The sequence below is a fragment of the Spirosoma fluviale genome, from assembly GCF_900230225.1.
Lineage (GTDB): Bacteria > Bacteroidota > Bacteroidia > Cytophagales > Spirosomataceae > Spirosoma > Spirosoma fluviale.
In genome coordinates, this window is record NZ_OCNH01000006.1 from 254,461 (window position 1) to 278,330 (window position 23,870).

The 23,870-nt window shown below is 49.9% G+C and carries 28 protein-coding genes and 1 pseudogene; 17 read left to right on the forward strand and 12 right to left on the reverse strand.

Features of this window, described 5'->3' with window-relative positions; genetic code table 11:
- Positions 1-10: 10 nt before the first annotated feature.
- From CRO74_RS26030 to CRO74_RS26075, 10 genes are all read left to right on the forward strand, one after another.
- A complete protein-coding gene (locus tag CRO74_RS26030) occupies positions 11-580 on the forward strand; it encodes a hypothetical protein (RefSeq protein ID WP_097130333.1) in 570 nt (189 codons plus the stop codon).
- Between the two features lie 25 nt (positions 581-605).
- Positions 606-1,673 carry an AI-2E family transporter gene (locus CRO74_RS26035; RefSeq protein WP_097130335.1) on the forward strand — a complete coding sequence of 356 codons (1,068 nt, stop codon included), beginning with the start codon at positions 606-608 and terminating at the stop codon, positions 1,671-1,673.
- 397 nt (positions 1,674-2,070) lie between these two features.
- Complete coding sequence (locus CRO74_RS26040) at positions 2,071-2,709, forward strand: Crp/Fnr family transcriptional regulator (RefSeq protein WP_097130337.1); 639 nt, start codon at positions 2,071-2,073, stop codon at positions 2,707-2,709.
- 74 nt (positions 2,710-2,783) lie between these two features.
- Positions 2,784-3,587, forward strand: a complete 804-nt coding sequence (locus CRO74_RS26045) for a sulfite exporter TauE/SafE family protein (protein WP_097130339.1) — start codon at positions 2,784-2,786, stop codon at positions 3,585-3,587.
- A gap of 54 nt (positions 3,588-3,641) precedes the next feature.
- A complete protein-coding gene (locus CRO74_RS26050) occupies positions 3,642-4,028 on the forward strand; it encodes a DUF983 domain-containing protein (protein WP_097130342.1) in 387 nt (128 codons plus the stop codon).
- Positions 4,029-4,140: 112 nt separating this feature from the next.
- On the forward strand, positions 4,141-4,359 hold the full coding sequence (locus tag CRO74_RS26055; protein WP_097130344.1) for a YgaP family membrane protein: 219 nt from the start codon (positions 4,141-4,143) through the stop codon (positions 4,357-4,359).
- A 44-nt stretch (positions 4,360-4,403) separates the two neighbouring features.
- The gene (locus CRO74_RS26060; RefSeq protein WP_097130347.1) at positions 4,404-4,646 is read left to right on the forward strand and encodes a hypothetical protein; all 243 of its coding nucleotides are present in this window, start codon (positions 4,404-4,406) and stop codon (positions 4,644-4,646) included.
- On the forward strand, positions 4,633-4,866 hold the full coding sequence (locus CRO74_RS26065; RefSeq protein ID WP_097130349.1) for a DUF6132 family protein: 234 nt from the start codon (positions 4,633-4,635) through the stop codon (positions 4,864-4,866). Before CRO74_RS26060 ends, CRO74_RS26065 begins: the two co-directional genes overlap by 14 nt.
- Before the next feature lie 69 nt (positions 4,867-4,935).
- Positions 4,936-5,160 carry a thioredoxin family protein gene (locus CRO74_RS26070; protein ID WP_245877989.1) on the forward strand — a complete coding sequence of 75 codons (225 nt, stop codon included), beginning with the start codon at positions 4,936-4,938 and terminating at the stop codon, positions 5,158-5,160.
- Between the two features lie 14 nt (positions 5,161-5,174).
- Positions 5,175-5,771 carry a class I SAM-dependent methyltransferase gene (locus CRO74_RS26075; protein ID WP_097130350.1) on the forward strand — a complete coding sequence of 199 codons (597 nt, stop codon included), beginning with the start codon at positions 5,175-5,177 and terminating at the stop codon, positions 5,769-5,771.
- 245 nt (positions 5,772-6,016) lie between these two features.
- Here CRO74_RS26075 and CRO74_RS26080 read toward each other — a convergent pair whose 3' ends face one another.
- The 3 genes from CRO74_RS26080 to CRO74_RS26090 are packed head-to-tail and all read right to left on the reverse strand — an operon-like array spanning position 6,017 to position 6,824.
- Positions 6,017-6,268, reverse strand: a complete 252-nt coding sequence (locus tag CRO74_RS26080) for a hypothetical protein (RefSeq protein ID WP_097130352.1) — start codon at positions 6,266-6,268, stop codon at positions 6,017-6,019.
- Positions 6,268-6,519 (reverse strand): hypothetical protein, encoded by a 252-nt coding sequence (locus CRO74_RS26085; RefSeq protein WP_097130354.1) that lies wholly within the window; start codon positions 6,517-6,519, stop codon positions 6,268-6,270. Before CRO74_RS26085 ends, CRO74_RS26080 begins: the two co-directional genes overlap by 1 nt.
- A gap of 44 nt (positions 6,520-6,563) precedes the next feature.
- Positions 6,564-6,824, reverse strand: a complete 261-nt coding sequence (locus CRO74_RS26090; protein ID WP_097130357.1) for a rhodanese-like domain-containing protein — start codon at positions 6,822-6,824, stop codon at positions 6,564-6,566.
- 361 nt (positions 6,825-7,185) lie between these two features.
- On the opposite strand from CRO74_RS26090, the gene CRO74_RS26095 reads away from it, so the two are divergent.
- Together CRO74_RS26095 and CRO74_RS26100 are read left to right on the forward strand one after the other, a co-directional pair.
- The gene (locus CRO74_RS26095) at positions 7,186-8,598 is read left to right on the forward strand and encodes an MBL fold metallo-hydrolase (protein WP_097130360.1); all 1,413 of its coding nucleotides are present in this window, start codon (positions 7,186-7,188) and stop codon (positions 8,596-8,598) included.
- A gap of 54 nt (positions 8,599-8,652) precedes the next feature.
- Positions 8,653-9,102 (forward strand): OsmC family protein, encoded by a 450-nt coding sequence (locus CRO74_RS26100; RefSeq protein ID WP_097130361.1) that lies wholly within the window; start codon positions 8,653-8,655, stop codon positions 9,100-9,102.
- Between the two features lie 332 nt (positions 9,103-9,434).
- Here the strand turns inward: CRO74_RS26100 and CRO74_RS26105 are convergent, their stop codons facing one another.
- Both CRO74_RS26105 and CRO74_RS31715 read right to left on the reverse strand, forming a co-directional pair.
- Positions 9,435-11,426 (reverse strand): sensor histidine kinase, encoded by a 1,992-nt coding sequence (locus CRO74_RS26105; protein WP_097130363.1) that lies wholly within the window; start codon positions 11,424-11,426, stop codon positions 9,435-9,437.
- A 702-nt stretch (positions 11,427-12,128) separates the two neighbouring features.
- A complete protein-coding gene (locus CRO74_RS31715) occupies positions 12,129-12,293 on the reverse strand; it encodes a hypothetical protein (protein ID WP_179830307.1) in 165 nt (54 codons plus the stop codon).
- 68 nt (positions 12,294-12,361) lie between these two features.
- Here CRO74_RS31715 and CRO74_RS26110 point away from each other — a divergent pair, with 68 nt between their 5' ends.
- From CRO74_RS26110 to CRO74_RS26120, 3 genes are all read left to right on the forward strand, one after another.
- Positions 12,362-13,090, forward strand: a complete 729-nt coding sequence (locus CRO74_RS26110; RefSeq protein WP_097130365.1) for an acetylxylan esterase — start codon at positions 12,362-12,364, stop codon at positions 13,088-13,090.
- Between the two features lie 53 nt (positions 13,091-13,143).
- Complete coding sequence (locus tag CRO74_RS26115) at positions 13,144-14,592, forward strand: family 43 glycosylhydrolase (protein WP_097130366.1); 1,449 nt, start codon at positions 13,144-13,146, stop codon at positions 14,590-14,592.
- Between the two features lie 275 nt (positions 14,593-14,867).
- Positions 14,868-17,396 carry a glycoside hydrolase family 9 protein gene (locus tag CRO74_RS26120; protein ID WP_097130368.1) on the forward strand — a complete coding sequence of 843 codons (2,529 nt, stop codon included), beginning with the start codon at positions 14,868-14,870 and terminating at the stop codon, positions 17,394-17,396.
- 223 nt (positions 17,397-17,619) lie between these two features.
- On the opposite strand, the gene CRO74_RS26125 is transcribed toward CRO74_RS26120, so the two are convergent.
- Both CRO74_RS26125 and CRO74_RS26130 read right to left on the reverse strand, forming a co-directional pair.
- A complete protein-coding gene (locus CRO74_RS26125; protein ID WP_245877990.1) occupies positions 17,620-17,802 on the reverse strand; it encodes an NmrA family NAD(P)-binding protein in 183 nt (60 codons plus the stop codon).
- Between the two features lie 57 nt (positions 17,803-17,859).
- The gene (locus CRO74_RS26130; protein ID WP_097130370.1) at positions 17,860-18,219 is read right to left on the reverse strand and encodes a nuclear transport factor 2 family protein; all 360 of its coding nucleotides are present in this window, start codon (positions 18,217-18,219) and stop codon (positions 17,860-17,862) included.
- Positions 18,220-18,503: 284 nt separating this feature from the next.
- Here CRO74_RS26130 and CRO74_RS26135 point away from each other — a divergent pair, with 284 nt between their 5' ends.
- Together CRO74_RS26135 and CRO74_RS26140 are read left to right on the forward strand one after the other, a co-directional pair.
- Positions 18,504-19,115: a DUF305 domain-containing protein gene (locus CRO74_RS26135; protein ID WP_097130372.1), complete on the forward strand. Its 612-nt coding sequence runs from the start codon at positions 18,504-18,506 to the stop codon at positions 19,113-19,115.
- A gap of 4 nt (positions 19,116-19,119) precedes the next feature.
- Positions 19,120-20,517: a YncE family protein gene (locus CRO74_RS26140; RefSeq protein ID WP_097130374.1), complete on the forward strand. Its 1,398-nt coding sequence runs from the start codon at positions 19,120-19,122 to the stop codon at positions 20,515-20,517.
- Between the two features lie 83 nt (positions 20,518-20,600).
- On the opposite strand, the gene CRO74_RS26145 is transcribed toward CRO74_RS26140, so the two are convergent.
- From CRO74_RS26145 to CRO74_RS26165, 5 genes and pseudogenes are all read right to left on the reverse strand, one after another.
- Positions 20,601-21,593 carry an alpha/beta hydrolase gene (locus CRO74_RS26145; RefSeq protein WP_097130376.1) on the reverse strand — a complete coding sequence of 331 codons (993 nt, stop codon included), beginning with the start codon at positions 21,591-21,593 and terminating at the stop codon, positions 20,601-20,603.
- A gap of 190 nt (positions 21,594-21,783) precedes the next feature.
- Positions 21,784-21,988, reverse strand: a pseudogene (locus CRO74_RS26150) ((4Fe-4S)-binding protein).
- A 5-nt stretch (positions 21,989-21,993) separates the two neighbouring features.
- The gene (locus CRO74_RS26155) at positions 21,994-22,890 is read right to left on the reverse strand and encodes an oxidoreductase (RefSeq protein ID WP_097130568.1); all 897 of its coding nucleotides are present in this window, start codon (positions 22,888-22,890) and stop codon (positions 21,994-21,996) included.
- An 11-nt stretch (positions 22,891-22,901) separates the two neighbouring features.
- Positions 22,902-23,183, reverse strand: coding sequence for a GNAT family N-acetyltransferase (locus CRO74_RS26160; RefSeq protein ID WP_097130570.1), 282 nt, complete (start codon positions 23,181-23,183; stop codon positions 22,902-22,904).
- A 63-nt stretch (positions 23,184-23,246) separates the two neighbouring features.
- Complete coding sequence (locus tag CRO74_RS26165) at positions 23,247-23,858, reverse strand: NADPH-dependent F420 reductase (RefSeq protein ID WP_097130378.1); 612 nt, start codon at positions 23,856-23,858, stop codon at positions 23,247-23,249.
- Positions 23,859-23,870 lie beyond the last annotated feature (12 nt).

Genomic DNA, 23,870 nt, shown 5'->3' on the forward strand with positions numbered 1-23,870 from the left:
CGTGATGAGCATGCGCCAATACGTTCGCAGAAGAAGCTGGCTGTTCAGGGTGATCAGCATCATGCTGAGTATGTTAGCGTTATCGGGCTACATGAATCGGGCCGTTCAGCTTCTGGATTTGGCCACCGACATTGCCAGTCCGAACCAGACGGCCTGGGTACGGGCCGTTCGGCTAAAGCCCCGCCGGCATCAGGTGATGGTGGTCGATCAGGCCGGGGACAAGCAGCGCCTGGCCGGTTCGTCTATCTGGGGATATCGCACCCGGCGCAATGAGCTGTATCGACTGTATAAAGATACCTTTTACGAGGTATTGCAACGCGGACTACTGACCGTCTATTGCCTTGATGAATGGGCAGGCGATTCACACTGGCTACACTTTTACTTTAGCTTAACGCCGAATGGTGACCTCTACGATCTGGATCAACGCACCACCAGAGCTTATTGTAAAGACGATGCCTGTATGCAACAGCTACTAAGTCAAATGCGCGAACGGCACCTACTCCGCACGGACGGTCGTGGTTCCTTCGGTTTAGTAAACGCTTACTTGTTTTGCCACGGCCGGGAACCGGTGAAAGAGTGATGTTTTTTAGCCTCAAGCTACCCCTATGACAAATCCTAATCAACCGAGTCGGCCGGTCATCTCTCGGGCATTCATTCAGCGGGTGTGCGTCGTGATCGCCATCACCCTGACCTTCCTGCTGGTGCTGGGCCTTCTGGGTGCCATCATCGATATCCTGATGCTCGTTTTGGCCGCTGTACTAATTGCGCTGCCGCTGCGGGCGGGCGCTCGATGGTTAAGTCAGAAGACGAGTTGGAAAGAAGGCATTTGTCTGGCGGTGGTGTCTATCTTAACGCTAGGTCTGCTGACAGCACTAGTCTGGGCGTTGTCGTCGTCCATTGGTGGGCAGATGAACGGGCTGACCGAGCAGCTATCCAGCGCCATCAAAGAAGCCCGCGACCGACTCACCGGTTCGGAGTGGGGTCAGCGGCTGGTTGATGCTGTACCCTCTTTGGACAACCTGTTCGAGGGCAGGAGCCGGTCCTTGAGCAGGGTATTTGGCGCCGTGAGCACCACGATTGGCGTACTGGCGGATGTGTACGTTATCTTTTTTCTGGCCGCTTTTCTGGCGGCTCAGCCCAGCCTGTATCAGGAAGGATTGCTCCTGCTCATACCCAAGCCGGGACGGAAGCGGGGGGCAGAGGTGCTGGACAAACTTGGTCAAACCCTGCTTAGCTGGCTAATCGGTAAACTCTTTTCGATGATCGTCGTTGGGGTGTTGAGCTTTCTGGGCCTGTGGTTGCTGGGCGTGAAATTGGCCGCTGCGCTGGCTCTCTTCGCTGGATTAATTACGTTTATACCCAATTTTGGTCCTATCCTAGCGTTAGTCCCGGCGGTTTTGTTTGCCTTTTCCGATGGGCCGCAGCAGGCTCTTTATGTTGTGCTGCTCTACACGGGTATTCAGTTAATTGAGAGTAATCTGTTAACGCCACTGGTACAGAACAAAATGATTTCTATGCCGCCCGCGCTGGTGCTGATCTCTCAATTGGTTATGGGTGTTTTTGTCGGTGGTATAGGTCTGATTCTGGCGACACCTGTGATGGCCATTATACTTGTGCTGGTGAAGATGCTTTATATACAGGACGTATTAGAGGATGAGTCGATACAAGTTTAACCAGGGCCGTTAACGCCTTATTACGCTCACGGGATAAGTACTTTGTTGCCGGCGTAGTCAGTATGACGGGTTTCTATAAGCTTCATAGATAGAACGAATACAAACAGCTTAAAGAAATCAGGTGTCTTCGGCAGGAGGGCTTACTTCAGTACCTCGGTTATCCATTATACCAGGGAACAATTGTTGCTCTACTTGGCTTACTTGCCAATCAACCTGACTGGAAACATCTCCTCTTTAGGGTATCGGCATTCGTCTATTTGCGGGTGGGTATTTACTTTGAAGAACGAAAACCCGTTAAAACCTTTGGTGAACCGTACCGGCGGTATCATCGTCAGGTGCCAATGCTTTTCCCATACCGATTCGCACCCCATAACTAATACATACCAACCACTAGACCATGAAATTAACGATTGAGTATTTACAGGAAACCCTGAAAGGCCGATTCGAACTTTCGCTACTTCAGGAGTTGGTAGAGGTGGGCCAATTCAAGCGGGCTCCTGTTGGCTCTTACCTGATTCGACCTGGGGAGTATATCCGTTCCGTTCCCTTTATTATCCGCGGATCGGTTAAAATTATGCGTCCGGATCAGGAAGGCCGGGAAGCGTTACTTTATTATTTGGGTGGACTAGATGCCTGTGCGATGTCGCTCACGTGTTGTCTAGGCAGTAAACGAAGTGAAATTACGGCTGTGGTCGAGGAAGAAACGGAACTGATCGCCATTCCGGTAGAGAAAATTGACGACTGGCTGTGCCGGTACTCTACCTGGAAACAGTTCGTGTTTCAAACGTATCAAAAACGCTTCGATAATTTACTGATGACCATTGATGAAGTGATCTTCCATAAACTGGATGAACGTTTACTGGCCTACCTGCAGAAAAAAGTAGCCAGTTGCCAATGCACGGTCCTCAACATTACCCACGAAGAAATTGCACAGGAGCTGGCCACCTCGCGGGAGGTGATTTCCCGCTTGCTGAAACAACTGGAAAAGAATGGCCAGATTCAACTTACGCGAAATAAAATAACCATGCTGGCCTAATTACCAGCCTATGTAACAATTGTCACGGAAGCCTTGAGTGCTACTGTCGTATTTCGCTTAAAAATTAAGCGTATATGACACCATTACAACTAGCGGGTTTTTCGGCTTCCATTTTTATCGGAGTCAGTCTAGGCCTAATCGGGGGCGGTGGGAGTATATTAACCCTTCCCGTGCTGGTCTATTTATTGGGAGTCAGCCCGGTCATGTCAACGGCCTATTCCCTGTTCATCGTAGGAGCAACCTCACTGGTCGGTTCTGTCAACTATATGCGGCAGAAACAGGTCAATTACCAGGCGGCTTTACTGTTTGCGATCCCTTCTTTTCTGGCAGTTTTTCTAATCCGGAAATATATTGTTCCGGTCATACCAGACCCTGTTTTTGCAACGGATACATTTAGCCTTGGCAAGAACATGGCCATTATGGTGTTCTTCGCCCTGATCATGCTGGCGGCATCGGCTAGCATGATTCGGGACAAAAAAAATAAATCGGGTGACGTAGATGGCCCCGTTCAATTCAACCTACCCCTCATTGTTCTTGAAGGTTTGCTGGTTGGGTGCCTGACCGGGCTCGTAGGTGCCGGTGGTGGCTTTTTGATTATTCCGGCCCTGGTGTTGCTGGCTCGTTTACCCATGAAAATGGCCGTAGGAACCTCCCTGCTCATTATTGCCGCGAAGTCGCTGATTGGCTTTTTGGGCGATTTATCGAACGAGATTATTGATTGGCCCTTCCTGCTTGAATTTACGGCCTTATCCATCGCGGGTATTTTCCTGGGGACGTATGTAGCCCGGTTTGTTCCGAGCCAACACTTAAAAAAAGCATTCGGCTACTTCGTGCTGGTGATGGGCCTGTACATTATCGCGAAAGAGACTATTTTATAGATACTTACCTAGTATAATCTTCCGGAGAGTAAACCGGTTTAACAACTGACAACCATGTTAAAAGGGACGAAACTATACAGCATTCTTTTCAATAAATGTCCGCGCTGCCAGGAAGGTGATTTTTTTGTTAGCAAAAGCGCCTACAATCTGAAGCAGTTCGACAAGATGCACGAGCAGTGCAGCCACTGCCACCTTCGATATTCACCAGAACCGGGCTTTTTTACAGGAGCCATGTATGTCAGTTATGCCTATTACGTGGCTTTTATTATTAGTTCGTTTGTTCTCTTTAACGTTATACTCGACATTGATCTGGACTATTATCTGATGGTATTACTACCGTCCCTGCTTATCCTGACGCCATTCTTCTTTCGGCTGGCCCGCCGTACCTGGCTTAATTTTTTCGTTAGCTACAATCCTGACCAACGTAACGTAAAAGCCTGAACGCAGCGAAGAGGAAAGCTATAGTAATGCACTTAAAATCAGGATGGTTTGTGACTTATATCACAGAAATGTCTTGAAAAAAGTGAGTTCTTTATCCAAAAAAACTACTAATATGAAAAAGAACATGGGTTCAATTGACCGCGCAGTCCGGGTTGTTGTCGCGCTTGTGCTGATTGCTCTATATGCAACAGGTACCCTTACCGGAGTCTGGGGGATTGTTGGTCTGGTGCTGGCAGGTGTTTTTGTGTTGACGAGTCTGGTGAGTACTTGCCCTCTTTACCTGCCTTTTGGCATTCGGACAAATCGCATTCACAAGATGCTCAATAAGTAGCTTATCGTTAAGTCGCGTAGGCTCCTTGAAATAAATTATCTATCATGATTAATCTGCAAAATTGGGGGCTTATCCGCATTGTCCGGTTGGCGGCTGGTAGCATTGTGTTGTGGAACGCCATAGCCGATCATCAGCCGCTACTGGGTCTAATGGGTGGTTTTCTGTTGATTCAGGCAGTATTGAATACCGGTTGCGGAGCGGGTGGTTGTGGCGTAGCTGCGCCCAGGCAAAAACCGCAGCATTCCACGCAGAAATCGACAAAAAATATCGAGTATGAAGAAGTATAGTAACGTCTGGAAAATCGGGGGTGCCTTGCTGGGTGCATTTGGCGGCTATCTGTACTGGCATGAAGTCGGTTGCCAGACCGGGCATTGCCCCATACAGTCCCATTGGCAAACCATGACGATTTGGGGTGCTACTATGGGGTTTTTAGTAGCTGATTTACTGCATCCGTTTATACAATCAAGTAGAAATCGAAATGGAAACGCAAAAAAGACAATCGTTTAATGACATTATTCAGGGAGAAAACCCGTCCTGGTCGATTTCTTCGCCGAATGGTGCGGCCCCTGCAAAACGATGGCCCCGATCCTGAAAGCGTTTTCAAGTCAGATGGGCGACTGTGTACGCGTCCTGAAAATTGATGTGGACAAGAGTCCATTAGCCGCCAGTGGCTACAAAATTCAGGGCGTACCCACATTAATCCTGTTTAAAAATGGACAGATTGTTTGGCGTCAGTCGGGTGTAGTGTCTACTCAACAATTGGAACAGGTTGTCAGTCAGGCAGAAAAGAGCTTAAATTAATAAGACATAACTCAATGAATGAATTTTGGGAAACTCGCTACAGCAGTCCGACTTACGCCTACGGTACTCAGCCGAATGAGTTTTTTAAGCAGTGTATTGATACTTTACCACCGGGTCGTGTACTGTTGCCTGCCGAAGGCGAAGGGCGCAACGCCGTATATGCCGCTAGACAGAATTGGGCGGTTGATGCGTTTGATTTTAGTGAAGCAGGCCGCCAGAAAGCTCTGCAACTGGCCGAAACGTTTGGTATCAAATTTGCCTACACGATTGACACGTTTGCCGAAATTGATGTTCCTGAAAATACGTATGGTTTGATAGGGTTGATTTATGCACACATGCCTTCTGTAGAACGAAAAGTAGTTCACAAACGACTAATTTCGTTTTTAAAACCGGGTGGTTTTGTCATTCTCGAAGCCTTTCATAAAGAGCAGCTTGGGAACCCGTCGGGCGGTCCTAAAGACTCAGATATGCTTTATAACCGGACAGACTTACTGGAAGATTTTAACGAACTGAACATCCTGCAATTGGAAGAAGTGTACACTGATTTAAACGAAGGGCCTTTTCACCACGGTTCGGCCTGTGTTATTCGACTGGTTGCCAAAAAGAAGTAAATCGTATATAGATTATCGTTCGAAAAACGCTACCCCTAAACCTGTAGTGTTTTTTTATGTACTGCCCGGAGGGGTCTAGCTGTCGAATCGTACATTAATTCTCTCTATTCCGCGTAGCCTTATCGAGCGGGATGATAAAGAGATAGCAAGTACTGCCGAAATTCGTCCGTGTCGTAATTGGCCATGCCTTCAATACGCTTTGCCATCTGCCCACCTGAATTCAAAATGAGTATAGTTGGGATGTGTCAATGCAACGTTCTTTCGACGGGTAGTATAAACGCATGAATCGGGAATTTTGAATGCCCATTCTCATTATACTCCCGAATCACAGTCATAGTAGCCTCCGCTTTTGGGTCTTCGGTAAAGCTAATCAGGAAAATAGAATCTACCTGCTCGCTTCCATTGGCAAACCAACTGTCCAGCAAAATAGGTGAATCGTCCCCTTTGAATCCAACGGTTCCTGTGATGCTAAACGTTTGAATACCTGCCTGATGCATCAGTTTGGTAAGGGCTTTTTGTCTTCTTTTATGGCGGTATAGGAAATGCCCACCTGAGGCAGAAACATAGCATTGGTCTGTTTATAATAGGACTGGGACTTGCTTCGATCCAGCTCGGCCATTTGTATGGATTTATTGGCTGTCAGTGAGACCGTCAGCGCTTCGTCCAAGGTCAGGGTTTTAACCCCATCCTGGGCGAAAGCGGCATAACTGGTAACCGTCCACAAAAGCGCAATTGCCGTTTTTTTCATAAAAAGATAAGTAGTCACAACCTCGAACGTGTAGTCGTATACGTTTACTGATTCACTAATTCATTTACCGACCGCCAGCTGCCTCCATTTTCACAAGTAATGCCCTGTTCCCGTAAGTAAGCTACGGCCTGTCCGCTGCGGTTTCCGCTGGCGCAACAGAGTACGAGGGGTTGTGGTAAATCGGTAAATTCATTCAGGCGAGCCGGTACTTCCTTTAAGGGAATATTGATACTGCCAGCTACATGTCCGCTATTGTATTCTTCGGGCGTTCTTACGTCAACGATGGTCTGTTTGGAAGCTTTCATGGTTTTATCTGTTCAAATGTTTAACAAACTCTTCATCACTTGTGGCGCTCATTGGTGAGTCGATGAAGATCTACCCTGCAAAACTAGAGGGATGAAAAAGGGCGTTCTGCAACATTTGTCACACAGGGCCGAAAGAGCCACATTTTTCCAAGTTGACCAGTAGGCTAGATGCTAAACAAGTGCTGACTCTCCAGTAGCAGATGAAAAAAAGACGTAAACCTGCCAAAAACGATCAAGCCTAAATGAGCTTTCAGTAAGACCTGAAAAAATGATGATAATCAGTTCGTTTCTGTAACAAATATCACGGAACGCCCTCTGCCATACCGCCAACTTTGACTCATCATTTAAGTTCTGAAACGTCATGATTGTAGAACAGATTTATACGGGATGTCTGGCAGAGGCTGCCTATTATATTGAATCGGATGGCGAAGCGGCCATTATTGATCCTTTGCGCGAGACGAAACCTTATATTGACCGGGCCAGCGAAGGTGGCGCTGTCGTTAAATACGTTTTTGAGACCCACTTTCACGCCGATTTTGTGTCGGGGCATCTGGATTTAGCGGCTAAAACCGGGGCTACCATCGTTTTTGGCCCTACTGCTCAGCCTGGTTATGAGGCTTGCGTTGCCAGGGATGGCGAAGAATTTACGTTGGGTAAAGTCAAAATTCGGGTGCTGCATACACCCGGTCATACAATGGAGTCGTCGACCTTTTTATTGCTCGATGAAACGGGTAAGGAAACGGCCATTTTTACGGGCGACACACTCTTTATCGGCGATGTGGGCCGCCCCGATCTAGCCGTCAAAACCGATCTCACCCGCGAAGATTTGGCCGGGTATCTCTACGACAGTCTACAATCGAAAATCATGATCCTGCCCGACAAGGTGATCGTCTATCCCGGTCACGGTGCCGGTTCGGCCTGCGGAAAGAACATGAGTACCGAAACAACCGATACGCTTGGCAATCAGAAGCGGTTTAACTATGCGTTGCGCGCCCAAAGCAAAGAAGCGTTCGTTGAGGAAGTTACTGCCGGACTCATGCCTCCTCCCCAGTACTTCCCCAAAAATGCGGTGATGAACAGACTGGGATATGGTAATCTGGATGAGGTCATGCAGCAGGGTACTCAGTCGCTGTCACCAGCTGCCTTTGAAGCCGCAGCCAATGCCACGAATGCATTGATTCTGGATGTTCGTGAAGCCCAATTGTTTGCCAAAGGCTTTATCCCAAACTCGATCAATATCGGTCTGGAAGGCCAGTTTGCCGGTTGGGTGGGCACCCTTATTCCCGATTTAAAACAGCCTATTTTATTGGTAGTGCCAGAAGGGAAAGAGGAGGAAGCTGTATTAAGACTGGCACGCGTAGGGTATGATAACTGCATTGGTTATCTAAATGGTGGGTTCACTGCCTGGCAAACGGCTGGCTGGGAGGTCGACAAAATCCAGTCGATTACTGCGGAAACCTTTGCTACGCTGTTTGAGCAAAATCCAAACTTACCCGTATTGGACGTTCGGCGAAAAAGCGAATATGATTCGGAGCATATCGTTGGTGTTGAGAACCTGCCCTTAGATTCTATCAATGAAAACATGGCTCGTATCGACAAAGACACAACCTATTATGTGCATTGTGCGGGTGGTTACCGCTCAATGGTCGCTATCTCTATCCTTAAAGCACGGGGATTTACGAACCTTATCGATGTAGCGGGTGGCTTCTCTGCCATCAAGCAAACCAACAAACTCCCGCTGACCAACTACGTTTGCCCCAGTACGCTGCTGTAATTGTACGATTCAATCATCGCGGGCATGACAAGCTCGCAACGCCCACTATACAAGATGGAAACACACTATTATGAAGTTAATTTAGGATGGCAGTACGACCGGCTGGGCCAGTTGAGTTCGACCAGTTTAACCGATACGATTGATGTAGCTACACCCCCCGAATTTCCTAAAGGGATGGCTGGCGTCTGGTCGCCGGAGCATTTACTGGTCGCTGCCGTTTCGGGTTGTTTTATGACTACTTTTTTAGCCATTGCGGAGAATTTTCAGCTTGAATTCGAGGATTTTGACTGCAAGGCCGTCGGTAAACTGGAAAAGACCGACAAAGGACTACAGATAACCGAGATTGAACTTTTGCCCAAATTGCTCCTGAGGCATGAAAGTGATACTAATAAAGCGGGTAAAGTATTATTGAAAGCTGAAAAAGCCTGCCTTATTACCAACTCGATTTGTGCTAAGGTCACTATGCAGCCTACTATTCGAGTTGCCGATAAAGATTATGATTGACAATACAATTTGTATTGATTACATGAACGAGCGGCTGAATCAGCCACTCGTTTTACCCAGTGTATAGGATGGTTCAACTTTTTCTAGGACGATACAGTTAGGAAAGCGTCTTTTCAAACGCCCGAATTAATGAGCAGATGTATGAATACTTCGTCGTCTCAGGCGTGAGCTTATTCATGAACGTTTCCTCGTCTCACTATGGAGCGGTTTGTGAGACTGTGCTTTCATTTGTCAAACCTAATCGCTCGGACACGCGCAAACCAACCAATCAGGCAGTCAAATTCCAAGCTCAAAAATCATGGTCAACCGGGTGGCCAAAGCCACCCCCACACTCAGGGCTCTTGACCGGATTTGGCTAGGGGTAAGCTCAGGGTGATGCGGGTACCCTGGTGCAGCTCACTTTCCAGACGGATCTGCCCATTCATCAACGCCACATACTGACCAACGATGTGCAGTCCCAGCCCCGTGCCCGAAATATTGGTTGCGTTGCGCGCCCGGAAGAAGCGCTCGAACAGGCGGAGCTGGTCTTCGGCGGATATACCGATGCCTTGATCCGATACGGTTAGGCTAAGAAGATGACCTTTACTGTCGCCCTCCAGGATGATAACCGAGCCAGGACCGGAATATTTAATGGCATTCGAGAGCAGGTTAAGCAGGATTTTCCGCAGCAGGGATTCATCCACCCACACGGGCTGCGGACACGACAGGCTAAGCTGGATCGTTTGCTGCGCCTTCAAGCTGTCGGCCAGGTCCACCAGCACCTCCTCTACCAGACGGGGCACCTCGCATAAAACAGGGCGAACCCTAACCAGGCCCTCGGTTAACTTATCACTGGATAAAAACTCTTCCAGAATGGAATTGAGCTGCTTGACGGCCAGTCGAATGCGCTGAATGTGTTTTTGCCGCTTATCGGACTGCTGAGAACCCTCATACATCTCCAGCAGGCTCGCCGAACTCAGCACGGTCGTCAAGGGCGTTCGAAATTCGTGGGAAGCCATAGCCACAAAGCGCCCCTTTAGCTCGCTCAACTGTTTTTCTTTGGCCAGGGCCCCCTGTAAGTCGGCTTTGGATTGCTCCAGCCGGGCTAGGGATGTTTGCAGCGCCAGCGTGCGTTCCACCACTTGCTGTTCCAGTTCGGCATTGTAGCGTTTTTGTTGCTCGACCTGCCGTTGCTGGGTTACGTCCATAAACGTGGTGACACACCCTGTCTCCAGCGGGGAAATAACCAAAAACAGCACTCGCCCGTCAGCTAGCGTTAGTTCGCGTCGAGCGGACGCCCCGGTTTGAACCACCCGGGCCATTTGACGGACTAGTTCCTCTTTATCATCCCCAGCCGCCAGAAAGCGTACGCTTTGCCGGGTGACCTGCCCCAGATCCACGTTCAGCCAGCGCTGGGCTTGTTCATTGACATAGGTGAAGGCAAAGTCGTGGATGTGACCGGTTTGATCCCAGATGGGTTTGTGGGTCATAATGCCAATATGACCTGACTCACTGATGCGCTGCATCAAACCAGCCTGATGAAGGTGAGCCGCTTCGGCCTGATGGCGGTCGGTAATGTCCAGAAAGGAGATCAGCACGCGCTGCTGGGGCAGGGGGGAAGCGATCACCTCGAACCAGCCCGTCAGGTTATCATCCTGATAATGGGCTTCCAGTCGCTGAAGCTGGCCCGTTTGGGCCGTATGCAGGTAAGCCGCCATGAGCGCCGAGTCGGCCAGGGCTGGAAAAGCCGTTAACAGGGTTTTGCCCACCAGTTGCTCGCTGGCCAGGCCGTTGATGAGGGAAGCGGCCGGATTCACCAGCTCAATGCGTAAATCAACAATCTGGTCCATCTCGTTATAGGTGGGCGCACAGCTCAGCAGTCCGTTTTGAGAGCCGTTCAGGATGCCTTCCAGAAGACCCTGCTGCTGGCGCAATTGCTGATTCGTCGCTTGGAGTGCCTTCACTAGGTCGACCGTTGGGTGATTGAGCCCTTGAGCTGGTTTTTGGTCGGCGATGTCGTCGTATCGGCAAAGCATATCGCCCTCCACATAGTGAAAACTCAAGGCATACCCCAGGCTCCGATGAGGGGCCTCATAGTCCAGTCGAAATGCTTGACGGCTTACCAGTAAGGCGTTAAATGAGTCGAGGTGCTGGCGGGTGAAGGGGTGGCGCTGAAACAGCGTTTGGGTATGCCCTTGTGGGTCCGTACCGGGGCTGATGGCTTGCAGGGCCTGATTGGCATATCGGGTGGTAAAATCGGTCAGCCGGCCTTGCTGATCAATCAGGGGGTGGTAAAGCACGGAGGCTTGAGGCAACGTCTCTAACAAGGCATAAGCAAGTTCCATAACGCAGTTTATTAACCAAGGGGTAGGACGGCTATCCACAGGTAAATGTAAGCAAGGAGTTGGTAGATAGACAAAGTAGGTAAATTAGCCGAGCCACCGGGCACTACCCGCGTTTGGCTGGTGATTTGGCCTGCGTGACCTGCCTAGCTATCCGACCAGAGGGAAAGCCATCGGCCATGCGGATGTTGTCAAAGGGTTTGGTAAGGGCCCGTCGGAGTAAAGCCTGTTGAGGAATCGTGTGTTGAGCGGGTCGGTAGACGAAGGATCACCTTGGGCCGACAGGGAAGCTTCCAATCAAGGCCCTATTCAAAAAACGGAGCCATGAAAGCTCATCCATCTCGCATAAGAGCGTTTTACAAGAAAGTATTTTTTACTATCTGTTTAGTGGTCCCGCACAGGCGGTGGTGCGGCCCGGCCTGGACTGGCCCGGCCTGGACTGGCATTCCGACCGGCCACCGCGGCTCTATCAACAAGCAAACGGTTTTAGAAGAGGTACTCAGTTCATAATTCGTAGTTCTACCTGCTAAACTAAGTAGGATTTACCGTACTCTTGTCTTACCATTGATACCTACATCTTTACAGATGAACACTAACTCACTTTTTCATCGGATTTGACTGGCAGCCTATGAGCTGCTGACTATCGTGCTGAGTACGTTCTTGAGCCCAGCTCAGGCACAAACCGAGTTGGCTCGCTAGCGCGAGCTATTTACGATTGTCGAACAGCCCACCGAATTTGCGGGTGGTATGAAAGCGTATGAGTCGTTCATGAAAGCCAAGGTGCGCCAGGTATCTTCCGGCGACAGCACATCGACCCTGGCCGAGTTTGGTGTCAACAGCGATAATTCGAAACAAAATTTTAGGGCTCATCAGGGGTATCGTTTTGACGCAAATTCATTTTAAACAAGCAAATCAACTTATAAGAATCAACTCTGACTATGAATCGTGAAAAATTGGCGCTGGCAGCCGGGTTCGTCCTATTTGCAGGACTAGCGTTACAAGGCTGTTCCACCACCTCAAAGAGTCAAATCACAAGTGCTGCTAAAACCGACACCACCCGACGTATCGCCCCGTATTTCACTCAGGCTACAAAAGCCAAAAAGACACCGGATGCGGATGGCTTCATTCAACGCTGGCTACTGTTGGAGCCGATCAATAAGCCTAATCGTACCAATACTGTTTTTACGGATAGCTATCTCCGAACAGCCTTTACCACCGACTATTTTCCCAATCAATTTACGGTTATTCCCAAAGGTGGCGACAAAGTAAAAGCAGGCGATCAGGAACTGACCTGGCACGCCCTGGAAAGCACAAATTACAATGTCAAGCTGTTTCGGTTCGCCTATGGACTACGAAAACCAGTTTATGGTGTTCTGTTTTGGGCAGTAACGGTCATCAACAGTCCGCAGGAGCTGAAAAATGTCAGAATGGCGGTTGGTTCAAATTCAGCATCGATGTGGTGGCTGAACGGTGAGGAAGCCGTCCTCCTTGCTGGCGATCGGCGTATGGTAATGGATGATTGCGTTTCGACTCGGTTAACCCTGAACCAGGGGAAGAATATCATTCGGGGAGCCGTTATCAATGGCCCTGGCATGAGTGATTTCTGTGTTCGCTTCCTGGACGAAAACGGAAGGCCGGTAAAGAACCTCACGATTAGTTACGAGTAAATCCGTTCAACAACCTGTAATAAACGTTCGACTCTTCACACATTGATATTACCATGAACTTCAGTACTAACCTATTGGGCGCCATAGCCCTGTTTTCCCTGTGCTCAACCGGCCCCCTACTGGCACAAGTTGGCAAACCATTTATCCATGACCCATCAACCATCACCGAATGCGAAGGAAAGTATTTTACGTTTGGCACCGGTAGAGGGGGGTTGATATCCGAAGATGGCTGGACCTGGAACGGTGGCGCCGAAAGACCGGGTGGCGGAGCCGCGCCGGATGTAGTCAAAATTGGGGATCGTTACCTGGTCATATATGGATCAACCGGTGGCGGTTTAGGGGGCGGACACAATGGCCGAATCCTGACAATGTGGAACAAAACCCTGGACCCTAAGTCGCCCGATTTTAAGTTTTCGGAAGCGATTGTAGTGGCCTCGTCCGATGGTGTTGAAGATAACGATGCCATTGACCCAGGTCTGCTTCTTGATCCAACAGATGGTCGTTTGTGGGTGTCGTATGGCACTTATTTTGGGTTCATCCGCCTGATCGAGCTTGACCCTAAAACCGGGAAACGGGTTGAAGGAAATAAAGCCATCAATATCGCCATTGACTGTGAAGCCACCGATTTACTGTATCGGGATGGCTGGTATTACCTCCTTGGCACCCACGGAACCTGCTGCGACGGCGCCAACTCAACCTATAACATTGTGGTTGGCCGCTCCAGAAAAGTTACCGGTCCGTATCTGGATAATATGGGAAGAGACATGTTGAAAGGTGGTGGAAAAATGGTACTTGCTGCCGGTGAACGACTGATCGGCCCCGGGCATTTCGGCCGTTACGTGCTGGAGGACGGGGTTGAAAAAATGTCCTGCCATTACGAAGCCGATCTGGACCAAAGTGGCCGTAGTGTGTTAGGTATCCGACCGTTGCTATGGAAAAAAGAATGGCCTGCTGCGGGTGATAACGTTAAAGAAGGAACATACGAGATTGAGTCTGAACGAAGAGGCTATGCGCTGGAATTGATTGTTGACTTCACCAGAATGCCCGGTATCCCTCGCGGACCCCGCCCTACTGATGAGCCTATAAAACCCGTACCATCCCAGGAATTAACGGATGTAATAAAGACCTGGCCAACCGGAAATATTAGTGTGCGAATGGGTGATTATATGGTTCGTCCGCATCAACGATGGACAATTACGGCAGCTCCTAACGCAGGCGGGTATCTGGGCGGCCCCTATTATAAAATCGTAATTGCGGGAACAGAGCGAGCGCTGGCAGCAACGGCAGACGCTGAATTAACCACGGTTCCAAACTTTACCGGCGCACCCGAACAATTGTGGCGAATCGACCAGTTGACGGACGGCACCTACCGGATTATGCCGAAGGTAGTACCTAATTCCGGGAAGAAGCTGGCGCTGATATCGTCAGGAGACAGCACACCAACATTGGCAGAATTTGATTTTAGCAGCGATAATTCCAAGTGGAATTTAAAGGCGCACTAAACTCACCCTCACCTGCTTACCCTGAAAACACACATCGAAAGCCCCAATATGTCAACCGATCAAAAAACAGCTTCGGCTTACTAACAGCTTGGCGACCTACTGAATGAGCTTGAAAAAAGAATCTTAGCCCCCGGAGTCGTTGCGTTGATTGATGGGAAGGTGTACACAAAAAGCTACTTATGAGATGGTAAAAAAATACAGCACATAAAGGGTATAAAGTATGGATAAAGCCATATTAAAACGAGTGACTTCCTGTGAAAACCCTTTTAACCAACATGAAAAAAACAACTATTTTATCAGTAATCCTGCTCGTACTTGGGGCATACCAGTATGCTTCGAGTCAGGATCTAAAACTCAACAACCTTGAGTATTTCGAGACGCAGGGCGTCAACGTACTCGTGTACAACAACCTGTTTACGGGAGGTTTCAACGATGAGAAGAACGCCGGTATCGAATTGATTCATCATGGTGTCCGAACCGCGCAGGGCGGTGCCATACGGCTTTCCAATACACCGGAGCAGTGGGACCTCGTGCCGGACATTTCCAACCGGAAGGTAGACCGTGCGTCGAACACGATTGAGGCTACCTTGCGGTATAAAGACTACGATTTTGAGTCAAAAGTCGTCGTAACGCCAAAGGGAAAAGGGATAGAAATCGCTGTTTATCTCGACAAACCTGTCCCTAAGGCCCTGGAAAAAGCTGCCGGATTCAACCTGGAGTTTTTGCCTTCTCAGTATTGGGGCAAGGCCTATCTGATGGATGGGCGTTACAATCGGTTTCCGCGCTATGTGGTAGGTAACAGCACGACTAATCCCAACAGCGAAAAACCGAAACAATTCAAGGGTTACAACACGTCGGACGACCGGGGAACCGGCCGGTTTGTCGATCCGCTGCCCCTCGAAAAAGGACGTACCTTTCTGCTGGCACCCGACGAGCCTTCACGCCTGATAAAAATCACATCGCAGGATGCTGACCTCATGCTGTATGACGGCCGTGTGCTGGCTCAAAACGGCTGGTTCGTCGTCCGCAGCCTGTTGCCGGCGGGAAAAACGGGTAAGGTCTTGAGCTGGACCGTCGAGCCCAATGCGATTAAAGGCTGGGTACGTGAACCCAACATTGGTTTTTCGCAGGTTGGCTACCTTCCGGCTCAGCAAAAAGTGGCGGTCATCGAGCTTGACAAGAAAGACAAGCCACTGGCCACTGTCTCGCTTTATAAGATTGGGGCCGACGGAAATGCCGCTTCGGTATACAGTAGTAAAATACAGGACTGGGGTGACTATTATAAATACCACTACGTGAAGTTCGATTTTACGTCTGTCAAAGAGCCAGGTATCTACTTTATTAAGTACGGTAATTTCCAGACGAATAATTTCCTGATCGAAAACAGCGTCTATGATAAGATCACCGATGCCACCAGCGACATATGGATTCCAATCCACATGAACCATATGACGGTTAACGAGGCCTACCGGGTATGGCATGGAGAGCCGTTCAAGGAAGGCTATCGGCAGGCACCACCGAACACCGACCACTTTGACCTGCACGCTCAAGGACCCACCACCGACACCAAATACAAAGCGCTCGAATCGATTCCCGGCCTGAACGTTGGGGGCTTCTTCGACGCCGGTGATTTCGATATTGAGACGGGGGCGAATATCAGCGTAGTGCAAAACTTTGTACGAACCTGGGAGTATTTCAAGCCGCAGCGCGATCAAACATTTGTGAGCCAGAAGCAGCGTTATGTTGATCTTCACCGGCCCGATGGCACGCCCGACGTGTTGCAATTTATTGAACACGGCACCCTGAACCTGGTAGCGCAGGCCGAGAAAATCGGCCACATGTCGCAAACGCTCTCGAACGCGGTGCTGGACAATTACCACCACCTGGGCGATGCGGCCTCGCTGACCGATGGCCTGCCGTACAACCCGAACCTGGCCCCTTATGAGGTGGCCCCAGACGGCCGTTCCAGCGGAGTTAAGGATGATCTTTGGGCCTTTACCACCCGTAATCCCGGCCTTGACATGAACGCAGCCACCATGATGGCGGCTGCAAGCCGGGCATTAAAGGGATACAACGATGATCTGTCGGCGAGGGCGTTGCAGCAGTCGAAACGACTGCTCAAAGAGTCAACGGAATTAATAGCCAACCTGCCGCCGGACAGCTTTGCCAGACGGTTTGGCTCAAGCGCTTCGTCTAACCTTCAGTTGTACATCTCGACCGGGGAGCAACAGTACCTCGATAAGTTTCAGGAGCTTCTGTGGCCGGCGCTTGATCGTAACGTAAACTTCGGCCTGTTGACGGCTCTGGACGCCATTCCGCATCTGGACGCAGCTTATAAGGAAAAGCTTCGGCCGTATGTAGTGAAGTACAATGACTACATCAAAGGGCTTGAGAAGAACAATCCATACGGCGTACCCATTGGCCTGGGCAACTGGGCCGGTAGTGGCGAAGTCATCAACTTTGGTACCACAGTTTGCTTTGCCAGTAAGTATTTCCCGGATATCGTTGCCGCCAGTCATGCGTTTAAGGCGAGCAACTACCTGTTTGGCTGCCATCCCTATCATAATTATTCATTGGTGGCCACGGTAGGTGCTACACGTCCCAAAGCCGTCTTTTACGGGAATAACCGGGCTGATTTCTCGTTTATTCCGGGCAACGTGGCTCCCGGTTTGTTGTTCAGAAAACCCGACCACTTCGAAAACTACGACGATTGGCCGTTCTTCTGGGGACAGAACGAAGGCACGATTGCCGGCAACACCAGCTATTTGATTTTTGGATCAGCCTTCAAGAATCTGGTCAAGTAAGTAGATTCAACTGAATAGGTTTAGCGCCAGTGATAAGCCCGCTAGTTCGGCGCTTGTCACTGGCGCTTTTTTGTATTGTTTGATGGGGGATTTGAGAAACGTATACTACGAATAGTACCGCGGTGGCGACGGGCAGACTCGGGTGGGCATGGTCCGCCGATGCAGCACCGACTGCCGGCCACTTGACAGTTATTAAAATAAGCCATCCAGTTAAACACCCTATTTAAGGAGTAGATATATGAAGATTCGTCCGTCTCGTTGTGAGGAGCGTTTTGGCTTTCTCGCTCGCTTTATTTCTGACCAGCGCACGAACCGTAAACGTTCCTTGCTCCAATAAGCTTTTCGCTACAGCACTTCCCTGGTTACAGGTAGCACCGGTAACCAGAATAACGGGCTTCACAGTCATGTTGTAAATGTGTTTTGAGGACGAGAAAATGGCTTTGCGCTAGCCTGCTGTAGGCCATTATTGAGCATCCATGAACACAAACAGATGCGCTACTTTTCCATTTTCCAGCACAAAAAAATCCATACCGGTTAACACATTCGGCTGGGGGCCGGTACGAATATCCCAGTAGAGCCGGGCTCCGTTTTGCGTACTCTCCATGGGTTTTGCTGTCGTAAACTTGAAATTGTCATCGCCCGCGAAAAGTTTATCAATAAAATCAGAAACGGCGGTAGTGCCGGTAAGGATAAAATCCTTGTCGTACATTTTTATATCGTCAGCATAGATGGTCTGCATCAATGCATCACGCGATGTACGGTCTTTTTCATTCCAGACAGCGGTATGGGTTTGCTGGAGCGTAGTCATTAACTGGGCATCCATAAGTAGACTGGCTGATTGTTCTCCCAAAACGATTTGGTTTGGCTGCTCAAAAGTAAGGCTCGCCTTCGGTGCCAAACGTTGATGTATATCAATAAAGATCGGTGTATCAGCCAAAGGCTGTCCGTTAGGCCAGTCTCCTAATGAACCCTGCAACGGGTAAAGCGCTTAGTTATCATACATCAACAAATGACAGTGCAGGCCTGTTTTACATTTGTAATGGTAATGGGTAATGAGTTGCCATAGCGCTTTTCTGTTCGAGAATACTTGAAGCATCGTGAAATGCAATGATACGACTGAAAAAATACGGGTTTCTTATCGTTTTCATGGTGTATGCGCAACGTTTACCGGCGCAACACCTTCATCACGGAACGCCTGAGCAGGTTCCTAAACAGGTTTATCTGACCATGATGGATACGATGATGGTACGCATGGCAGAAGCACCGATTGGCAATAGTCTGGCCACTGTTTTTCTGCACCAAATGATAGTCCATCATCAGGGGGCTATTGCCATGGCGAATTATGAAATTAGTCATGGGACAAATAGGGAGATGATTCAACTGGCCAAAAGCATCCGGGTGGAACAAAAAAGCGAAATTGAACAGATGCGCCTATGGCTGAAACAAGCTGATGCCGATCGTACACCCCTACCGCCCACCTTTCAACCGGCAATGGACCAAACAATGGCCGTCATGATGAATACGATGCCGCTAACCCATGCGCTGACGGATACCGATAAAGCGTTTGCCGCCGTCATGAAGCCCCACCATCAGGCGGCTATTGATATGGCTAAAGTGCTGTTGCGATACAGCGGTTATGCGCCAGTAACCGCGTATGCTAAACAACTCATGGCCAACCAACAAATTGAGATTGACCAGATGACCGCTTTCCCAAAGTAATACAATGGACCAGAAACATTTTCTTTTAGGCATGCTACTGGTAAGCAGCGCCATTACTCACGCCCAGCCACGCTACGCCCGCGACCGGGTATACACAGCCAATCAGGTATCCAACACGGTATCGGTAGTAGATCCCTCGACCAATACCGTGTTGGGTGAAATCGACTTGGGTAAACCGTATCCCAACGTTCTGTCGCCCTTGTACCGGGGGCAGGCACTGGTACATGGCCTGCGCTATCTTCCTACTAAAAAGCTATTGGCGGTGGTGTCCATCGGTTCCAATGCCGTTACCTTTGTTTCTACCGAAACCAACAAGGTGATAAAAACGGTCTACGTTGGGCGCTCGCCCCATGAGCCAACCTTTACACCCGACGGCAAACAGGTGTGGGTTTCGGTGCGGGGCGAAGCGTATATCAGTGTGATCGACGTAGCTACCCTGACCGAAGTAAAGCAGGTACCGGTGGCTGATGGTCCGGGAATGGTATCCTTTTCGCCCGATGGCAAGCTGGCGTATGTGTGCTCCAGCTTCACGCCTGAACTCGACATTATTAATACCGCTACGTATAAGCCCGTCAAAAAGATACCTGTAGTAAGTCCGTTTTCGCCCAATATCTTCACCAGCCCCAAAGGCGAATGGGTTGCCTTCACGCACAAAGATGTCGGGAAGGTAACGGTATTGAATACCAGCACCCAAACCATCGCCAACGTACTGAACACGGGTGCCATTACCAACCACGTAACGTTTACGTACCTCGGCAAAAAACTGCTGATGCTGGTGACCGTAGGTGGCGAAAATAAAGTACGTGTGTTTGACCCGGCGCAGAATTTCAAACAGACTGATAGCCTCAATGTAGGAACCCTGCCGCATGGCATCTGGGCGGCACCCGATGGCAAGCTGGCGTACGTAGGGCTGGAGTATGCCGATGAAGTGCAGGGCATTAACCTGGAAACCATGCAGCCGCTGCCGCCGGTGAAAATTGGGCAAAGTCCGCAGGCATTAGTGTATGCGGAGAATGCCGTAAACGATGCCCGGAACAGAGCCAACCTGACATCACTAACCGATTCGTCCGCTACTCAGCTTTTTATGCTTAAGCCAGCTGGCAATAACTTTCATGGACTGGGAAGGCTGGCGGTGCGCCCAGTGGGCTTGGCCGATCTGGTAGAGCAGATTTTTTCAAATCTGCAACCCAACGGCTCGTATACGCTGGCGCTTACCCACTCTCAAACAGCGCCTTACACGGCCGATTATGAGATAAACCGGTTTATGACGGATGACAAGGGGAAATATATGGGCCAGTCTACCGGTCTGGTCCATTCAACCGAAAAAAAGGCAAGTTCGAACCCATATACACATATCGTATTGGTTGACAACAAAACCCGGGAAGTAGTTTTGATTGATTAATGTGGAATAAAAGTTAGCATAAACTAAAAGAGCATCTGGCTAAGGGCTCTTTTAGTTTATATAATCGGGTGTGTTTTCAGCGGTTATACTTTTAAAGCCGCTTTGATCACCGCAGCCGCCTGCAACAGGGCCGTTTGTACCGCCGGTACATTGGCAATGGGGTTTAGCAGCCCGTAATCGTGAATCAGACCGCTATACCGGGTGTGGGTTACGGGTACACCCGCTTCGTTCAACTTACGGGCATAGGCTTCGCCTTCATCCCGTAATACATCATTTTCGGCGGTCTGTACCAAAGCTTGTGGCAAGCCTTTCAGCTCATCTAGGGTTGCCTGTAGGGGCGATGCATAGATATCGTTCCGCTTGCTGGTATCGGGCAGGTAGTTGTCCCAAAACCACTCCATCATGTTTTTGGTCAGGAACCGGCCACTGGCAAACAAGTTGTATGAGTCGGTATCAAAATCAGCATTCGTAACGGGCCACAACAGCACCTGCAAGTTGATTTTAGGGCCGTTGTTATGCTTAGCCATCAAGGCTACTACCGCCGACATGTTACCGCCGACGCTATTGCCAACCACTGCCAGCTCACTGCCATCCACGCCTATCTCGCTGCCATTTTCGGCTACCCATTGCAGAGCCGCATAAATCTCGTTGATGGCCGTTGGGTACTGCGCTTCGGGCGAAGGCGTGTAATCGGGGAAGACGGCCACGGCTCCACTGTGCACCACCAGATCACGCACGAGTCGTCGGTGCGTGGGGTAGTCGCCCAGCACCCAGCCACCTCCGTGGATGAAGATGAACACCGCTGCGCCCTCCTGAACTTGCTCGGGCCTTACGATATGGACGTTTACCTGATAGCCATTCTGCGAAATCGTCTTTTCGGTTTCGGTGATACCGGAGTAATCGACTTCAACCGATTGTTGAGCACCGGTCAATACCTGCCGGGCATCGGCAGGGCTCAAGGCTTCCACAGGCTTGCCATCGCCTGAATTTAGCCCCTGCAAAAAAGTCCTGACCTCCGAAAAAATCTGTGGATCCTGCTCGCCTTTAAAAGGACGTTCCTGTGCCGTGCTGCTCATGGGGTATAACCGTTAAGTTTTAAATTGATGAATCCTGCATATTCCTTCAGGGACGCGACAAAACTAGGCTCCAGGAAAGCAGAAGGCATTGATGTATGATAAAAAACGCCGTTGATGTACATCAACGAATGTTGGCAGCGGAGCCCCTCCCTTTCGGAGGCAAAGCCAGGAGCAATCTCGTTACCTGACGTTAGTCATCGGTACTGACGCGGTAGCTAAGGGCACCGGATGGGCATTGACTAATCTGGTCGATAAGCTGTTGGGTAGTGGCGTTTTCGGGCTTAACCCACGGGGTGATACACGTTGGGCAACAGCCGTACACAGTTGGCAGAATGAATGCATTTTTCCGCCTGCCAGATGATGGTGATTTCGCCGTTGCTATATTCTTTTGTCATGTGTGTTATTCGTTTTCAAACGAAACTCCCGTTTCTTTTTCGGCGTAGGTCCACAAGGTTTTGGCTTCCACTTTATTGGTAGCCGTTTCGTTGATGAAGGCGGGTGCCGGATAACCCGTCAGTTCTTTTTCGCCATCAGGACCATAATACCCTCCCTTGATAGCCTCGGGCGAGGTGGCCGCAAAGAGAGCCGGTAAAGCGCCCTGCCAGGGTTCCATCACATCGTTGTAGGTGTTCAGAGCTGTGGCATCAATATGCCGTTGCAATCCCGTTCGTACAATACCCGGATGAGCAGCCAGGGAATACAGATCTGAGTCCGTATTCTCCATCCTACGCTGCAGTTCCAGCGCAAACCACATATCGGCCAGTTTACTGATCCCGTATTCACGCGTGGGGTCATACGATTTTTCGGAACGCAGGTTGTTGTAGTCAATGCCCGTTGCCCATTTGTAGGCCCCGCTGCTGAGGGTAACGACCCGAGCGCCCGGCGTCTGTTTCAGCAATGAATAGAGATGGCCCGTCAAGGCGAAATGACCTAAAAAATTGGTTCCGAATTGCAGTTCATACCCATCATCGGTAAGACGTTGGGGCGGCATCATTACCCCGGCATTATTGATCAGGATATCCAGACGGGTATGGGTGCTGACGTATTCCTGCGCAAACTGCTCTATCTGAGCCAGATTGGCCAGGTTGAGGACCGCCGTTTCTACGTTGCCTTTACCCGCCACCTCCTTTATTGGGTCGGCAGCCTGCCTTAGCCGGTGGGCATCACGTCCGGCAATGGTCACGGTGGCCCCGGCCTTGTACAGAGCCAACGCCGTTTCGTAGCCTATCCCGGAATTACCCCCGGTTACCAGGGCCTGTTTCCCGTCCAGATCAGGAATATTCTGGGTTGTCCACATGGTTTTTATCATCAAAAGAGCACGTCCTGGTAATCAGACGTTTTATCAAATACCGATCTGGCGAAGGGACAAAGCGGTAAAATTTTAAGCTGTTTTTCGCGGGCAAAAACGACGGTGGCCTGTACCAGTTGCTTACCAATACCCTGGCCTTTCAGGGCTTCGCTTACGGCGGTATGATCAATTATTATTCGTTGATCGCCCGACCATACGTAGGTCATCTCGGCTTCTGTTTTACCGTCTACCGCTACGTAAAACATCCCCTTCTGTCCGTTGTCCTTATGCTGAATGTCCATGTTTTGTTTGTGTTCGTTTGCGCCGTCAAAAGGCATTGGGCTATTGGCAGCGTAGCCCAATGTTTACCGGTTTACCTTAATAAGTTCAAACCCAGACAAAGCCCCGCCCACATCCTGAAGATGACCGCCCTGTTTGAAGGTGCCTAGATCAATCGGCTCGAAGCCCATTGCTTTCGTGATGTCGGCTACTTCTTTCTTTGCGTCGACATGGTCACCACTCATGAAAATGACCGTACTGCCTACGTTGGTTTGTGAGGGCTCGGCGAGCGTGGCAGCTGCGAGGGTGTTAAATGCTTTAACAACCCGGTGCGTGGGGAACAGGTCTGCTACGTACTCACCCGTTGATTTGCCCGCCGTATCGGCCAGTCGGAAAGGACTGACGGAGACAATATTATTGGAAGCATCGACAATGATCTTTCCGCTAGAATTCTGTAATTCCCTGGCCACATCCGGTATCTGTGCCCAGGGAACGGCGATAAATAAAACGTCGGCCCGGGCAATGGTTTGGCTCAAGTCAGCGGCCGTTAATGATCCGCTAATTGAAGACAGCAGATTTGTCAATGATGCCGGTCCCCGGCTATTGGTGATCAACACCGGGTAGTTTGTTTTGGCCAGATGCGTAGCCAGTCCACGGCCAATATGGCCTGAACCGATGATGCCAATGGTGTAACTCATGCTCGTTTCATT

Coding starts and splice junctions, on each gene's coding strand:
- CRO74_RS26030 (WP_097130333.1), top strand. CDS start 11: ATGCGCCAATACGTTCGCAGAAGAAGCTGGCTGTTCAGGGTGATCAGC.
- CRO74_RS26035 (WP_097130335.1), top strand. CDS start 606: ATGACAAATCCTAATCAACCGAGTCGGCCGGTCATCTCTCGGGCATTC.
- CRO74_RS26040 (WP_097130337.1), top strand. CDS start 2,071: ATGAAATTAACGATTGAGTATTTACAGGAAACCCTGAAAGGCCGATTC.
- CRO74_RS26045 (WP_097130339.1), top strand. CDS start 2,784: ATGACACCATTACAACTAGCGGGTTTTTCGGCTTCCATTTTTATCGGA.
- CRO74_RS26050 (WP_097130342.1), top strand. CDS start 3,642: ATGTTAAAAGGGACGAAACTATACAGCATTCTTTTCAATAAATGTCCG.
- CRO74_RS26055 (WP_097130344.1), top strand. CDS start 4,141: ATGAAAAAGAACATGGGTTCAATTGACCGCGCAGTCCGGGTTGTTGTC.
- CRO74_RS26060 (WP_097130347.1), top strand. CDS start 4,404: ATGATTAATCTGCAAAATTGGGGGCTTATCCGCATTGTCCGGTTGGCG.
- CRO74_RS26065 (WP_097130349.1), top strand. CDS start 4,633: ATGAAGAAGTATAGTAACGTCTGGAAAATCGGGGGTGCCTTGCTGGGT.
- CRO74_RS26070 (WP_245877989.1), top strand. CDS start 4,936: ATGGCCCCGATCCTGAAAGCGTTTTCAAGTCAGATGGGCGACTGTGTA.
- CRO74_RS26075 (WP_097130350.1), top strand. CDS start 5,175: ATGAATGAATTTTGGGAAACTCGCTACAGCAGTCCGACTTACGCCTAC.
- CRO74_RS26080 (WP_097130352.1), bottom strand. CDS start 6,268: ATGCATCAGGCAGGTATTCAAACGTTTAGCATCACAGGAACCGTTGGA.
- CRO74_RS26085 (WP_097130354.1), bottom strand. CDS start 6,519: ATGAAAAAAACGGCAATTGCGCTTTTGTGGACGGTTACCAGTTATGCC.
- CRO74_RS26090 (WP_097130357.1), bottom strand. CDS start 6,824: ATGAAAGCTTCCAAACAGACCATCGTTGACGTAAGAACGCCCGAAGAA.
- CRO74_RS26095 (WP_097130360.1), top strand. CDS start 7,186: ATGATTGTAGAACAGATTTATACGGGATGTCTGGCAGAGGCTGCCTAT.
- CRO74_RS26100 (WP_097130361.1), top strand. CDS start 8,653: ATGGAAACACACTATTATGAAGTTAATTTAGGATGGCAGTACGACCGG.
- CRO74_RS26105 (WP_097130363.1), bottom strand. CDS start 11,426: ATGGAACTTGCTTATGCCTTGTTAGAGACGTTGCCTCAAGCCTCCGTG.
- CRO74_RS31715 (WP_179830307.1), bottom strand. CDS start 12,293: ATGAGCCCTAAAATTTTGTTTCGAATTATCGCTGTTGACACCAAACTC.
- CRO74_RS26110 (WP_097130365.1), top strand. CDS start 12,362: ATGAATCGTGAAAAATTGGCGCTGGCAGCCGGGTTCGTCCTATTTGCA.
- CRO74_RS26115 (WP_097130366.1), top strand. CDS start 13,144: ATGAACTTCAGTACTAACCTATTGGGCGCCATAGCCCTGTTTTCCCTG.
- CRO74_RS26120 (WP_097130368.1), top strand. CDS start 14,868: ATGAAAAAAACAACTATTTTATCAGTAATCCTGCTCGTACTTGGGGCA.
- CRO74_RS26125 (WP_245877990.1), bottom strand. CDS start 17,802: ATGACTGTGAAGCCCGTTATTCTGGTTACCGGTGCTACCTGTAACCAG.
- CRO74_RS26130 (WP_097130370.1), bottom strand. CDS start 18,219: ATGGATGCCCAGTTAATGACTACGCTCCAGCAAACCCATACCGCTGTC.
- CRO74_RS26135 (WP_097130372.1), top strand. CDS start 18,504: ATGATACGACTGAAAAAATACGGGTTTCTTATCGTTTTCATGGTGTAT.
- CRO74_RS26140 (WP_097130374.1), top strand. CDS start 19,120: ATGGACCAGAAACATTTTCTTTTAGGCATGCTACTGGTAAGCAGCGCC.
- CRO74_RS26145 (WP_097130376.1), bottom strand. CDS start 21,593: ATGAGCAGCACGGCACAGGAACGTCCTTTTAAAGGCGAGCAGGATCCA.
- CRO74_RS26155 (WP_097130568.1), bottom strand. CDS start 22,890: ATGTGGACAACCCAGAATATTCCTGATCTGGACGGGAAACAGGCCCTG.
- CRO74_RS26160 (WP_097130570.1), bottom strand. CDS start 23,183: ATGGACATTCAGCATAAGGACAACGGACAGAAGGGGATGTTTTACGTA.
- CRO74_RS26165 (WP_097130378.1), bottom strand. CDS start 23,858: ATGAGTTACACCATTGGCATCATCGGTTCAGGCCATATTGGCCGTGGA.